Source organism: Nonomuraea sp. NPDC051941 (assembly GCF_044593615.1).
Genome location: NZ_JBIUCF010000033.1, coordinates 41,119 through 53,854, shown reverse-complemented (window position 1 = coordinate 53,854; position 12,736 = coordinate 41,119). Strand labels below are relative to the sequence as shown.

The window sequence follows — 12,736 nt, the reverse complement described above, 5'->3', positions numbered from 1 at the left end:
ATGACTGACCCGGCAGCACCCGTGGAGGAGGCCGTCGCGGCCGCCGTCGCGGGCACGGCCACCACCGAGGAGGTGGCCGCCGCCAACCCGCTGCGCGATCCGCGCGACAAGCGGCTGCCGCGGGTTGCGGGACCCTGCGTGATGGTGTTGTTCGGCGTGACGGGTGACCTGGCCAAACGCAAGCTGTTGCCGGCGATTTACGACCTGGGCAACCGGGGGCTGCTGCCGCCCGGCTTCTCGCTGGTCGGCTTCGCCCGGCGCGATTGGAAAGACCAGGATTTCGCCCAGCTGACGCACGACGCCGTCAAGGCGCACGCCAGGACGCCCTTCCGCGAGGAGGTCTGGAAGCAGATCCGCGAGGGCATCCACTTCGTGCCCGGCGAGTTCTCCGACGACGGGGCGTTCGACGCGCTGGCCATGGCGCTGGCGGAGATCGACGAGACCCGGGGCACGGGCGGAAACTACGCGTTCTACCTGTCGGTGCCGCCGAAGTTCTTCCCCGTGGTGGTGGAGCAGCTCAAGCGGACCGGGCTGGCCGACGCGCCCGACGGGTCGTGGCGCCGCGTGGTCATCGAGAAGCCGTTCGGGCACGACCTCAAGTCGGCGCACGAGCTGAACGAGATCACCAACTCGGCCTTCCCGGAGAGCTCGATCTTCCGGATCGACCACTACCTGGGCAAGGAGACCGTCCAGAACATTCTGGCGCTGCGGTTCGCCAACAACCTCTACGAGCCCATCTGGAACCGCGGCTTCGTCGACCACGTGCAGATCACCATGGCCGAGGACATCGGCATTGGCGGGCGCGCGGGCTACTACGACGGCATCGGCGCGGCCCGCGACGTGATCCAGAACCACCTGCTCCAGCTCCTCGCGCTGGTCGCCATGGAGGACCCGACCTCGTTCGATGCCTCGGCGCTGCGGCGGGAGAAGGAGAAGGTGCTCAAGGCCGTGCGGCTGCCGGCCAACCTGGCGCTGAACACGGCGCGGGGCCAGTACTCCGCCGGCTGGCAGGGCGGCGAGAAGGTCGTCGGCTACCTGCAGGAGGAGGGCATCTCGCCCGAGTCCACGACCGAGACGTACGCGGCCGTCAAGCTGGAGATCGCCAACCGCCGCTGGGCGGGCGTGCCGTTCTACCTGCGCACCGGCAAGCGGCTGGGCCGCCGGGTGACGGAGGTGGCCGTGGTGTTCCAGCGAGCGCCGCACCTGCCGTTCAGCAAGGACGACACCGAGATCCTGGGCCAGAACGCGCTGGTGGTGCGGGTCCAGCCGGACGAGGGCATCACCGTGCGGTTCGGCTCGAAGGTGCCGGGGACCGCCATGGAGGTCCGGGACGTCTCCATGGACTTCGCCTACGGCGAGTCGTTCCTGGAGTCGTCTCCGGAGGCGTACGAGCGGCTGCTGCTCGACGTGATGATCGGCGACCCGCCGCTCTTCCCGCACCAGCGGGAGGTCGAGCTGTCGTGGACGATCCTCGACCCGATCGAGGAGTTCTGGGCCACGCAGGGCCAGCCCGAGCCTTACGAGTCCGGTTCGTGGGGGCCGCCGTCGGCGGACGCGATGATGGCCCGCGACGGCCGCGTGTGGAGGAGGCTCTAGTGATCGAGCGCAGCGAGAGAACAATCGGACACAGCACGACAGTCGTCGCGAGTCCGACGAAGGAGGACTCGTGACGACCTTCATGCTGTCGGACACGACGGCTGGGAAGATCTCGGCGCAGTTCACGCATCTGCGCCACCAGATGGGCGCGCCCGCCATCGGCATGGTGCTGACGCTCGTGGTGGTCTGCGAGGAGCGCCACCAGTACGACGCGCTGCGCGCGGCCACCGACGCGGCCCGCGAGCACCCGTCGCGCATCATCGTCGTGATCAACCGTGAGGCCGACGAGCCGATCAGGCTGGACGCGGAGCTGCGCATCGGCGAGTCCACGCCGGGCGAGGTCGTGGTCCTGCGCCTGTACGGCGAGCTGACCCAGCACGCCGACTCCGTGGTCAGCCCGCTCCTGCTGCCCGACACGCCCGTCGTGGTGTGGTGGCCGGGCGCGGCGCCCGACGTCCCGGCCAAGGACGCGGTCGGCGCCCTCGCGCAGCGCCGGATCACCGACGCCAGAGGTTTCGACGACGGCGGCGTCAAGTCGCTGGTGACCAGGGCCAAGGGATACTCCCGCGGCGACACCGACCTGTCCTGGGCCCGGCTGACGCCGTGGCGCAGCCTGCTGGCGGCCGCGTTCGACCAGCCGGTGGGCAAGGTCCGCAAGGGCGTGGTGGAGGCCTCTCCCGGCAACCCGAGCGCGCCGCTGCTGGCCGCCTGGCTGTCCGACCGGCTCGGCGCCCCGATCAAGGTCGTCGACTCCTCCGGCCCCGGGCTGACGGCCGTGCGCCTGCAGCTCAACGACGGCGACCTGGCCGTGGTGCGGCACGACGCCCGCCTGGCCACGCTGTCGCGGCCGGGCCAGCCCGACCGGAACGTGGCCCTGGCCCGGCGCCAGACCGCCGAGCTGATGGCGGAAGAGCTGCGCAGGCTCGACCCCGACGAGATCTACGAGGCCGCGGTCAAGCGGTTCGCACGCACGTACAAGGGATGACGTGGGACCGCAGTGGCTGAGAAAGTAGTACCTGTGAGCGTTCCCAGCGTGGTCGTCCACCGCGACGCCGATGTCCTGGCCAATGCCGTGGCGGCACGGATCATCACCCGCCTGGTCGACGTGCAGTCGGCCAAGGGGTCGGCCTCGATCGTGCTCACGGGCGGCACGGTCGGCATCGCCACGCTGGCGGCGATCGCCGCGACCCCCGCCCGTGACGCCGTCGACTGGCGCCGGCTGGACATCTGGTGGGGCGACGAGCGCTTCGTGCCCTCCGGCGACAAGGAACGCAACGAGACCGGCGCCCGGGAGGCCCTGCTCGACCACGTGGACGTCAACCCGGAGCGGGTCCACGTCATGCTCGGCCCCGACTCGGGCCTGACGGCCGAGGAGTCGGCCGAGTCCTACGCGGCCGAGCTGCGCAGGGCGGCCCGGCCGGAGGACCACGGTCCCGTGCCCGGCTTCGACGTGATGCTGCTCGGCATGGGGCCCGACGCGCACGTGGCGTCGCTGTTCCCGGGCATGCCCGCGCTGTACGACACGCGCGCGGTGGTGGCCGTCCACGGCGCGCCGAAACCGCCGCCGACCCGCATCTCGCTGACGCTGCCCGCCATCCAGTCCTCGCGCGAGGTCTGGGTGGTGGCGGCCGGCGAGGAGAAGTCGGGCGCCGTCCGGCTGGCGCTGTCGGAGTCGGGGCACGTCCAGGTGCCCGCTTCGGGTGCCAGAGGGCGGGCGCGCACGCTGTTCCTGCTGGACCGGGCGGCGGCGAGCAAGATCCCGCCGGAGCTCGGGCGCATCTCGTCCCCCTGAGGCCGTGATTCCGGACCCTGATTCCGGGCCCTGATTTCGGACGGGGCGGGGGCCGCGCGGTTCCCGCCCTGTGCCGTCCCTACCCGGCCAGCTGGTCGATCTCCTCGATCAGCGCCTGCTTGCGCTCCTCGGCCAGGTACGACGCCCGCACGCCGTTCCTGGCCAGCTGGGCCAGCTCGGACGTGCCGAAGCCGAAGGCGCGGGCCGCGGCCCGGTACTCGTCGGCCAGCGTCGTGGCGAACATGGGCGGGTCGTCGCTGTTCAGCGTCACGTACAGGCCCTCCTCCAGCATCCGCGGCAGCGGGTGCCCGGCGAGGTCGGCGACCTGGCCGGTGCAGACGTTCGAGGTGGGGCAGACGTCCAGCGGGAGCTGGGTGTCGCGCAGGTGGGCGACCAGGCGCGGGTCGGCGAGGCAGTTGATGCCGTGGCCGATGCGTTCGGCGCCGTAGCCCTCGATGACCTCCCAGATCGTCTCGGGGCCGGACATCTCGCCGCCGTGCGGGACGCTGTGGAGGCCGGCGGCGCGGGCTGCCGAGAACGCCGATCGGTACGCGTCCCGATATTTCGGGCGCTCCTGCTCGATGCCGCCGATCCCGAAACCTACCAGCGCGGCGGGAGGTTCCTGGAGCGCGTGCTCCACGGTCACCTTGGCGGCCTCCTCGCCATACTCGCCGGGGATGTCGAAGATGTACGCCATCTCCACCCCGTGATCGGCCAGCGAACGGGCGGCGGCCAGGTCAAGGGCCTCCGTCACCTCGCGCATGGGCATGCCGACGATGTGGTGGGCGTACGGCGTCACCTGGAGCTCCACGTAACGGGCGCCCTGCGGGGCCAGGTCGCGGGCCAGGCCTAGGACGAGGGTCGCCACGTCCTCCGGCTCCCTGACGAGCGCGTTGACGGCCCGGTACACCTGGGCGAAGTGCGGGAAGTCGCGGAAGGTGTAGAAGCGGCGCAGCTCCTCCTCGCTGGTGGGGACCGTGCTGCCGGGGTGGCGGCGGGCGAGTTCGAGCACGGTGGGGACCGAGGCCGAGCCGATCAGGTGCACGTGGAGCTCGACCTTGGGGAGCTCGTCGATGAAGGCGTCGATGGTGGCGTCGATGGTCATGGCGACGACCATACGAGCGATATTTCCCGAAAAAATAGCCTTCATGGGGAAATCTCACAGAAGAATGTCAGGATCGGCGGCTGGGATAGGGTTGAAGGCGTGACCAACGCCGAAGCGTACGATCGCGGCTTCGCCCAGCTGAGCTCCCACACCGTCGGCCCCCTCCTCGACCGGGCGTGCGCGCCCCGGCTGCTCGACATCGGCTGCGGCACCGGCGTGGTCACCTCCGCGGCGCTCGCGTTAGGCGCCGAGGTCACGGCCGTGGACGCCGATCCCGGCATGCTCGAGCTGACCGCGCGCCGCCACCCGTACGCGACGATCCGCCAGGCCACACTCCCCGAGCTCCCCTTCGACGACGGGGAATTTGACGCTATAGCCGGAAATTTCGTCATCAATCATGTGCCCGACACGGCCAGGGCTCTCAAGGAGCTCCACCGCGTGCTGCGTCCCGGCGGCACCATCGCGCTGACCTGGTGGAAGTCCGACGAGATGACCGCCACCAACGTCTTCGCCGACGCCATCGCCGCCGCCGGGGTCCCCTACGAGCCGCCGGCCCGGCCGTTCACCGGCAATGACACGCCGCGGCGCTTCACCGAGCTGCTGGAGGCGGCGGGGTTCGAGGCGGCGGCGGTCGATCCGGTGCGCTGGCACCACCGGGTCGACCTGGCCACCTGGTGGGACGACATCGTGCAGGCGGGCGGCCCGCGCTTCGCGATGATCGCCAGGCAGCCGCCGGAGACCTTCGAGCGGATCAGGGCCTGCTACACCCGGCTGGCGGCCCCGTACGAGCGGGAGGGCTTCCCCGTGTGCGCCTACCTGGCGCACGCCGCCCGGTCAGGCCTTTGACCAGGCGGTCACCAGCGGCATCAGCACCCCGTCGACCGACTCGGCCACGAATTCCGGCCCGAACGGCGGCCCCGCGAAGATCATCCGATGCCAGACCAGCGCCTCGGCGAGCGTGAAGAGCCGCCCGGCGTCGACCGGCCCGGACAGCTCCCCGCGCTCGGCGGCCCGCTCCAGCAGGGCCTGCACATCGTCGAGATCCTTGGTGGGCATGTGCGCGCGCAGGGTGCGCGCCAGCTCCTGGTTGGACACCAGCGTCGAGGACAGGCCGATGACGAGCGTGTGCTTGCGCTCCACCGTCTGGCACAGCCCGCGGAAGATGGAGACCAGGTCGCCGCGGAGCGACCCGGTGTCCTCGCCCGCGGGCGCGTCCATGTCGAAGCGCCGGCAGATGACGTCGACCACCAGCTCGGGCTTGCCCGACCAGCGCCGGTAGATGGTGGCCTTGCTGGCCCTGGCCCGTTTGGCGATCTGGTCGACCGACATCCGGTCGTAGCCGACCTCCGACAACAGCTCCATCGTGGCGTCGAGAATGGCCCTGTCGCGATCAGGGTCTAGTGGAGCCACGCACACGTCCTTCAGCTGTAGGCGATTTCATCGAATCGTACGCCCGTCAGTTCCGTCGACACGTCCCAGAGCCGCCTGGCGTCCGCTTCCGAGCGCGCCCTTTCCGACGGCGTGAGGCGCTTGAGCTTGGGGCCGATGAACTCGCCGCCGCGGACGTCGGGCGAGGTCGCGGCGTAGAGCGAGGGCACCGCCCCGGCCGCCGCCGACTTGAAGAACACGCCCATGAGGGGCTGTAGTGGCCCGAGCTTGACGATGTTCGTGGCGGTGGTGCCCGGGTGGGTGGCGACGCTGATGAGGGCCGTGCCGGCCCTCTCAGCGCGCCGTTGGAGCTCCAGGGTGAAGAGCAGGTTGGCGAGCTTGGAGCGTCCGTACGCGCCGAAGCGGCTGTATCCGCGCTCCAGGCCGAGGTTGTCGAAGTCGATCCTGCCCATGGCGTGGGCGTCGCTGGAGACGTTCACCACGCGGGCGGCGGGGGCGGCCAGCAGGAGCGGCAGCAGCAGGCCCGTGAGCGCGAAGTGGCCCAGGTGGTTGGTGCCGAACTGCATCTCGAAGCCGTCCCTGGTCTCCTGCCGCGCGATCATGCCGATGCCCGCGTTGTTGACCAGCAGGTCGAGCCGGTCGACGCCCTCGGCGAACCGCCTGACCGAGGCCAGGTCCGCGAGATCGAGCCGGCCGTACTCGACCTCGCCGCCGGGCACCGCCCGCAGGATGTCCTCCACGGTCGCCTCGCCCTTCTCGGGCGAGCGCGCGGCGACGATGACGCGGGCGCCGTGCCTGGCCAGCTCCAGCACGGTGGGCCGGCCGATGCCGCTGTTGGCGCCGGTCACGATGGCGGTCTTGCCGGTCAGGTCGGGGATGGAGTCAGGGGTCCAGCCAGTCATCGCCACTCCTCGGTCTGGGCGTTGGCTCATTGGTGTACGAAACCGTTTCGTACACCGTCACCTTAGCCCAATCTCTGCCGCGCGTGCCGCTCCTCGCGCCGGGCGACTTCCAGCCGCTGCTCGCTCTCGGTGAGCCTCTTGCGGGCCTTGGCCAGCTTCCGCTCCAGCAGCGCCACCCGCTCGGCGCGCTCGGCGCGCTCCCGCACGGCGGACTCCAGCGCCGCCTGCCACTCCCGGTGCGCGGCCTCGGCCTCCTCGCGTTCCCTGGCCCTCCTGGCCTCGGCCTCCTCGCGCTTCTTCGCCTCGTCCTCGGGGGACGGCCGCCTGGCGGGCCGCTCGCGCGGGACGGGGGCGGGGGCGAAGCCGCTGTAGCTGAGCGGCTTGACCAGGCAGCCCCGGCGCACCTGCGCGGCCGCGCCGGCGTCCACGATGGCGGACTCCAGCGTCTGGCCCACCTCGGCGGCCGCCGCGGGTGACAGGCCGCCCGCCTGCCTGACGAGCCTGCCCACCTTGCCCATGACGCCGGCGCGGCGCCGGGTCAGCTCGGCCAGCGCGTCGGCGTCCTGCTCCTGCCAGGCCGCGCGCAGCCGCTCCCCCACGTCGAGCAGTTCGGCGAGCTCGTCGGGACGCTCGCGGACGACCCGGTTCACGGCCCAGGCGGACACCGTGGGCTTGCGGAGCTTCGCTATCTCACGGGCGAGCCCCGCCTCACCCGCGTCCTTGGCCGCGCGGGCCTCGGCCTCGCGCGCGGCGGTGAACTCGGACGGCGGCAGCGCATAGAGCCGGCCGGCCACCTCGTCAAGATCCACACAGGACAAATACCCCACATCCGCTGGTTTGTAGCGCATAGTGGAGGCAGTGGCAGTCGAACGGAGGCCCCCGTGTTCGAACGCTTCACCGACCGTGCGCGACGGGTCGTCGTCCTCGCCCAGGAGGAGGCGCGGATGATGAGCCACAACTACATCGGCACGGAGCACATCCTGCTCGGCCTGATCCACGAGGGCGAGGGGCTGGCCTCGCTGGTGCTCGACGGCTGTGGCGTGGAGCTCGACCACGTGCGCGCCTTCGTCGAACGCGAGGTGGGCCACGGCACCAAGTCGCCCAGCGGGCACATTCCCTTCACGCCGCGCGCCAAGAAGGTCCTGGAGCTGTCACTGCGCGAGGCCCTGCAGCTGCGCCACAATTACATCGGCACCGAGCACATCCTGCTCGGGCTGATCAGGGAGGGCGAGGGGCTGGCGGCCCAGGCGCTCGTGGATGCGGGCGCGGACCTGGCGGACGTACGGCAGCGCCTGCTCGACCGCGTGGGCCGCGGCTCCAAGGAGCGACCCACCGAGATGTTCTTCGCCGGCGGCTCCGTGCTGGGCGAGCGGCTCACCCGCATCGAGGAGAGCCTGGAGCGCATCGAACGCCACCTGGGCATCCGGCCGCAGGCCGACAAGCGGCCGGAAGAGCCGCCGCGCGAAGAGGGCCTAGGCTGAGACCATCGTGCCGACCGGCAGCCTGCCCTCCATCACCCCGGGGTCCTCGGTGTAGCCGAGCGTGGCGCCCAAGGAGATCAGCAGCCTGCGCATCCTGGCGTTGTCGGACAGCATGGTGGCCTTGACCTCGGCGTACCCCAGGTCGCGGGCGCTCCGCACGAGCATCCTGGCCATCGCCGTGCCCAGGCCACGCCCCTGCCAGCGGTCCTCGACCAGGAAGGCCATCTCCGCGATGCCCGGGTCGGGGGTGAACATGAGGTTGGCCATCGCCACGACCTGCCCGTCATGCCCGGCGACCAGCGAGAATCCCCTGCTCCTGTCGCACAGCCGGTCGAACGTGCGCGCCGGCAGCGCGGGCATCGAGGTGAAGTAGCGGAACCGGCGCGACTCGGGCGAGCACCTGTCGTGCAGGTCGCGCACGGCCTCGCGGTAGATCGAGGTGAGCGGCCGGACCGTGACCTCGACGCCGTCGGAGAGCTTGATCGCGCGCTCGGCGGCGCTCGTCTCCGCGGGTTGGGCGAGCCTGGCGAAGGAGGCCGCCCTGGCCGCCTCGGTCAGCGTGAACGGCAGCTCCGCGCGGCGCAGCCGGACCGCCCGCCTGGGGGCCACGGGGACGACGAGCTGGGTCGGGTCGGGAAGATCACTCACCGCTTCACCATAGATCCACCTGGCGTCGTCCGCGCGCAGCAGCTCGGCCAGGAGCTCGGGCAGCCGCCAGGGCATGGAACGCAGCCTGGAGGCCAGCAGCAGCGCCCTGGTGGGCTCGTCGGTCAGTTCGTGGGCGGTGGCGGGGACCACCTGGACGCGGCGGCCGCCGGCCGCCTCCAGCGCCTCGCGCACCGTCTCGGGGTTGGCGGGGATGTCGGCGACGAACTCGTCGACGGTGCCGTCCGCGTCGGACTGCACGCTCAGGCCGAGGATGTTGCCGCCCCTGGCCGCCAGGGCCGCGGCGAGTGAGGCCAGCCGGCCGGGTCGCTCGTCCACCGTGGTGCGGATGCGCAAGAATCCCATGGCTTGAGCATGCCTGGAGGCTGTTACACGACCGCTAACGATGTGTTTCATCGCGTATTTCATCGCTAGATCGTGCGATTTATCCCCATATTTCCCTCCATCGCCCCATCCGCACCCGCCGCTCCCCGAGCGCGGCGAGGGCGCCGTCACGGGCCCGTCAGAGCCCGGGGCCGCCCCGCTTGTCGCAGGTCACCGGGCCGGGCGGGAAGATGTACGGCGGGCTCGGAGCGCGCGAGCCGGATCCACCACAGAAAGGAACCCCATGAACATCCTCTTCCGAGGGGGCCGCGTCTTCACGCCGGGCGGCGTGCGGGACGAGGCCGTGCTGGTGAGCGACGGCGTGATCGCCGCGGTGGGTCCGGAGGGCGAGCTGGCCCGCCAGGCGCCGTCCCACGAGACGGTGGATCTGGAGGGTGGCCTGCTGGTGCCCGGCTTCACGGATGCGCACATGCACCCGGTCCAGGCGGGCCTCGAACGGGCTAAGTGCGACTTGTCAGAAGATTTCGGACTTGACGCCTACATAGCCGTGATAGCCGACTATGCCGCGAAAAATCCGGCTAAAGAGTGGATCGATGGCGGCGGCTGGGACATGGCGGCGTTCCCCGGCGGCCTCCCCCACCGCGACCAGCTCGACTTCCTCGACCGTCCCGCGTACCTCATCCAGCGCGACCACCACGCCGCCTGGGTCAACACGCGGGCCCTCCAGCTGGCCGGCATCACCAAGGACACGCCGGACCCCGCCGACGGCCGCATAGAGCGCGACGCCGCGGGCGAGCCCACCGGCGTGCTGCACGAGGGCGCGATGGACCTCGTCGGCCTGCTCACCCCGCGCCCGACCGCCCAGGACCTGGACGACGCGCTGGAGGACGCGCAGCGGCACCTGTTCTCGCTGGGCATCACCGGCTGGCAGGACGCCATCGTGGGCTCCTACGCGGGCTCCCAGGACCAACTGCCCACCTACCTGTCCGCGGCCCGCTCAGGCAGGCTCAGGGCGCGTGTGGTGGGCGCGCTGTGGTGGGACAGGACGCGCGGCCTGGACCAGATCGAGGAGCTGGTCGAACGCCGTGCCGCCGCCGAAGGGCTCGACCGGTTCAGGGCCACCTCGGTCAAGATCATGCAGGACGGCATCACCGAGAACTTCACGGCGGCCACCCTGGAGCCGTACTGCCTCTGCGGCGGCACGGGCCTGTCGTACGTGGACCCGTACAAGCTCAAGGAGTACGTCGCCGAGCTGGACCGGCTCGGCTTCCAGGTGCACTTCCACGCCATCGGCGAGCGGGCCGTGCGCGAGGCCCTGGACAGCTTCGAGGGCACCGACCCCGCCAACCGCCACCACATCGCCCACCTGCAGATCATCGAGCCGTCGGACGTGCCGCGCTTCGCCGCCCTGGGCGTCACGGCCAACCTGCAGCCGCTGTGGGCCACGCACCACGCCCAGATGGACGAGCTGACGCTGCCCTACCTCGGGGAGCCGCGCTCGTCGTGGCAGTACCCGTTCGCGGACCTGCTGGCGCACGGCACCCGCTTCTGCGCGGGCAGCGACTGGCCGGTCTCCAACGCCGACCCGCTGCAGGGCATGCACGTCGCGGTCAACCGCACGGAGCCCGGCGGCTCGGTGCACGCCGGATACCCGACCGCTCAGACCCCGTTCCTGCCCGGCCAGCGCATCGATTTGGCCGCCGCCATGACCGCGTACACGGCGGGCTCGGCCTGGATCAACCGCTCCCCGGCCGGTGCCGTCGAGCCGGGCCGCCCGGCCGACCTGGTGGTCTTGGACCGCGACCCGTTCGAGCTCGCGCCGGGCGAGATCTGGACGACGCGGGCGCGCCTGACGTTCGTGGACGGCGACCCCGTCCACGAAAGCTGAGCGGCCGCGGAAACGGCGAAAGGGCCTCGGAGAACCGAGACCCTTTCGCCGAACCCAGCCACTACCAGGGGGACTTGTTGTTCCTCAGGCGCTCCAGTGCCTCCTCGAGGATCGCCTTGCCGTCCTTGTCGCTCCTGCGCTCCTTCACATAGGCAAGATGCGTCTTGTACGGCTCGTTCTTCGGTGGGGCAGGCGGGGCCGACTCGTCCTGTCCGGCAGGGAGGCCGCAACGTGGGCAGTCCCAATGTTCGGGAACCGCCGCGTCGCTGGCGAAACTGGGGCGCGTCTCGTGCATGTTGGCGCACCAGAACGAGACCCGCACTCTCGGAGCTGCCTCGCCGCGCTCGGCCTCCCCCATAGGGCCGGCGCCGACTCGGCTGCCACGGATCGCGTTGCCACTACCCACGGATGAACTCCTCGCTCGATCGCCCCGCGCGCAGGCACGGGGGGAGAATCACTGTCACGCGTTAACTTGTTTGCTCAGGGCTTCATGAGAAGGCCGAGAGCGATGATGCAGACGAACCAAATCGTGCCGGTGATGATCGTCAGCCGGTCGAGGTTGCGCTCCACCACCGAGGAACCACCGAAGTTCGACGAGAAACCGCCGCCGAACATGTCAGACAAGCCGCCACCCTTGCCCTTGTGGAGCAGCACGAGCAGGATCATGAGACCGCTCGCCAGGATGAGGGCGATGGAGATTCCGATTTCCACGGTATGCCTGTTCCTTCAATGCTTTGTTACGCGTGACGATTCAGACTTGCCTTCTGAGGGTACGGCCTGTTGTCAAGTCGCACCCCCAGAACGACTCAGTTAGCCTGGCATATCGGAGAAACGGCAGATCTTCGCGAACTCCCCGGCGTCGATGCTGGCACCGCCCACGAGCGCGCCATCGACATCGGGTTGAGCCATGATCCCCGCGATATTGCCCGACTTGACCGAGCCTCCGTAAAGGATACGGATCCCGGCGGCCACTTCGGAGTCGTAGAGCTCCGCGAGTCTGACTCGCAGCGCGCCACAAACCTCCTGGGCGTCCTCCGGGGTGGCCACCTCACCGGTGCCGATCGCCCACACCGGTTCGTAGGCCACCACTATCGATTTTGCCTGCTCGGCGCTGATTTTGCGCAGCGCGCCGTCGAGTTGTCCAAGACTGTGCGCGATGTGGCCGCCCTCTTGACGCACGGACAGGCCCTCCCCGACGCACAGGATCGGGGTGAGCGAGTGCCGGTAGGCGGCCTGCACCTTGGCGTTGACCAGGTCGTCGTCCTCGTGGTGGTACTGCCGCCGCTCCGAGTGGCCGATCACCACGTAGGTGCAGCCGAGCTTGGCCAGCATGGTGCCCGAGATCTCACCGGTGTAGGCGCCGCCCTCGTGCTGCGACAGGTCCTGGGCGCCGTACACGATCCTCAGCTTGTCGCCGTCGACCAGCGTCTGCACGCTGCGCAGGTCGGTGTACGGCGGCAGGACGGCGACCTCGGCCTTGTCGAAGTCCTTGTCGTTGAGTGCGAAGGCCAGCTTCTGGACCAGCGCGATGGCCTCGAGGTGGTTGAGGTTCATCTTCCAGTTGCCGGCGATGAGCGGCTTGCGCGTGCTCAT

The 12,736-nt window shown here is 70.5% G+C and carries 13 protein-coding genes and 1 pseudogene; 6 read left to right on the top strand and 8 right to left on the bottom strand.

All coding sequences use genetic code 11. The annotated features are described in order from the left end of the window. From zwf to pgl, 3 genes are all read left to right on the top strand, one after another. Positions 1 to 1,596 carry a glucose-6-phosphate dehydrogenase gene (gene zwf / locus ACIHFD_RS42255; protein ID WP_397371716.1) on the top strand — a complete coding sequence of 532 codons (1,596 nt, stop codon included), beginning with the start codon at positions 1 to 3 and terminating at the stop codon, positions 1,594 to 1,596. A gap of 70 nt (positions 1,597 to 1,666) precedes the next feature. Further along, entirely contained in the window at positions 1,667 to 2,581 is a 915-nt protein-coding gene (locus ACIHFD_RS42250; protein ID WP_355200619.1) for a glucose-6-phosphate dehydrogenase assembly protein OpcA, read from the top strand. A gap of 33 nt (positions 2,582 to 2,614) precedes the next feature. Further along, positions 2,615 to 3,388, top strand: coding sequence for a 6-phosphogluconolactonase (gene pgl, locus ACIHFD_RS42245; protein WP_397371715.1), 774 nt, complete (start codon positions 2,615 to 2,617; stop codon positions 3,386 to 3,388). 79 nt (positions 3,389 to 3,467) lie between these two features. Here pgl and add read toward each other — a convergent pair whose 3' ends face one another. After that, positions 3,468 to 4,493, bottom strand: a complete 1,026-nt coding sequence (gene add, locus ACIHFD_RS42240) for an adenosine deaminase (protein ID WP_397371714.1) — start codon at positions 4,491 to 4,493, stop codon at positions 3,468 to 3,470. Between add and ACIHFD_RS42235 the strand changes: the two genes are divergently transcribed. Beyond that, positions 4,434 to 5,339 (top strand): class I SAM-dependent methyltransferase, encoded by a 906-nt coding sequence (locus ACIHFD_RS42235; RefSeq protein ID WP_397371713.1) that lies wholly within the window; start codon positions 4,434 to 4,436, stop codon positions 5,337 to 5,339. The genes add and ACIHFD_RS42235 overlap by 60 nt on opposite strands. Here the strand turns inward: ACIHFD_RS42235 and ACIHFD_RS42230 are convergent. The 3 genes from ACIHFD_RS42230 to ACIHFD_RS42220 form a co-directional block, all read right to left on the bottom strand. Further along, positions 5,328 to 5,903 carry a TetR/AcrR family transcriptional regulator gene (locus ACIHFD_RS42230; RefSeq protein ID WP_350739974.1) on the bottom strand — a complete coding sequence of 192 codons (576 nt, stop codon included), beginning with the start codon at positions 5,901 to 5,903 and terminating at the stop codon, positions 5,328 to 5,330. The genes ACIHFD_RS42235 and ACIHFD_RS42230 overlap by 12 nt on opposite strands. An 11-nt stretch (positions 5,904 to 5,914) precedes the next feature. Beyond that, complete coding sequence (locus tag ACIHFD_RS42225) at positions 5,915 to 6,784, bottom strand: oxidoreductase (RefSeq protein WP_397371712.1); 870 nt, start codon at positions 6,782 to 6,784, stop codon at positions 5,915 to 5,917. 62 nt (positions 6,785 to 6,846) lie between these two features. Further along, positions 6,847 to 7,593 (bottom strand): hypothetical protein, encoded by a 747-nt coding sequence (locus ACIHFD_RS42220; RefSeq protein WP_397371711.1) that lies wholly within the window; start codon positions 7,591 to 7,593, stop codon positions 6,847 to 6,849. 72 nt (positions 7,594 to 7,665) lie between these two features. On the opposite strand from ACIHFD_RS42220, the pseudogene ACIHFD_RS42215 reads away from it, so the two are divergent. Continuing rightward, positions 7,666 to 8,082 (top strand): annotated as a pseudogene (locus ACIHFD_RS42215) (Clp protease N-terminal domain-containing protein); the annotation flags it as partial. Between the two features lie 174 nt (positions 8,083 to 8,256). Here ACIHFD_RS42215 and ACIHFD_RS42210 read toward each other — a convergent pair. Beyond that, positions 8,257 to 9,276, bottom strand: a complete 1,020-nt coding sequence (locus tag ACIHFD_RS42210; RefSeq protein WP_350739966.1) for a GNAT family N-acetyltransferase — start codon at positions 9,274 to 9,276, stop codon at positions 8,257 to 8,259. 262 nt (positions 9,277 to 9,538) lie between these two features. Between ACIHFD_RS42210 and ACIHFD_RS42205 the strand changes: the two genes are divergently transcribed. Continuing rightward, positions 9,539 to 11,143, top strand: coding sequence for an amidohydrolase (locus ACIHFD_RS42205; RefSeq protein WP_397371710.1), 1,605 nt, complete (start codon positions 9,539 to 9,541; stop codon positions 11,141 to 11,143). A gap of 61 nt (positions 11,144 to 11,204) precedes the next feature. Here the strand turns inward: ACIHFD_RS42205 and ACIHFD_RS42200 are convergent, their stop codons facing one another. The 3 genes from ACIHFD_RS42200 to tpiA form a co-directional block, all read right to left on the bottom strand. Beyond that, a complete protein-coding gene (locus tag ACIHFD_RS42200) occupies positions 11,205 to 11,549 on the bottom strand; it encodes an RNA polymerase-binding protein RbpA (protein WP_350739960.1) in 345 nt (114 codons plus the stop codon). Positions 11,550 to 11,623: 74 nt separating this feature from the next. After that, a complete protein-coding gene (gene secG / locus ACIHFD_RS42195) occupies positions 11,624 to 11,854 on the bottom strand; it encodes a preprotein translocase subunit SecG (RefSeq protein WP_185076999.1) in 231 nt (76 codons plus the stop codon). A gap of 99 nt (positions 11,855 to 11,953) precedes the next feature. Continuing rightward, the gene (tpiA, locus tag ACIHFD_RS42190; RefSeq protein ID WP_397371709.1) at positions 11,954 to 12,736 is read right to left on the bottom strand and encodes a triose-phosphate isomerase; all 783 of its coding nucleotides are present in this window, start codon (positions 12,734 to 12,736) and stop codon (positions 11,954 to 11,956) included.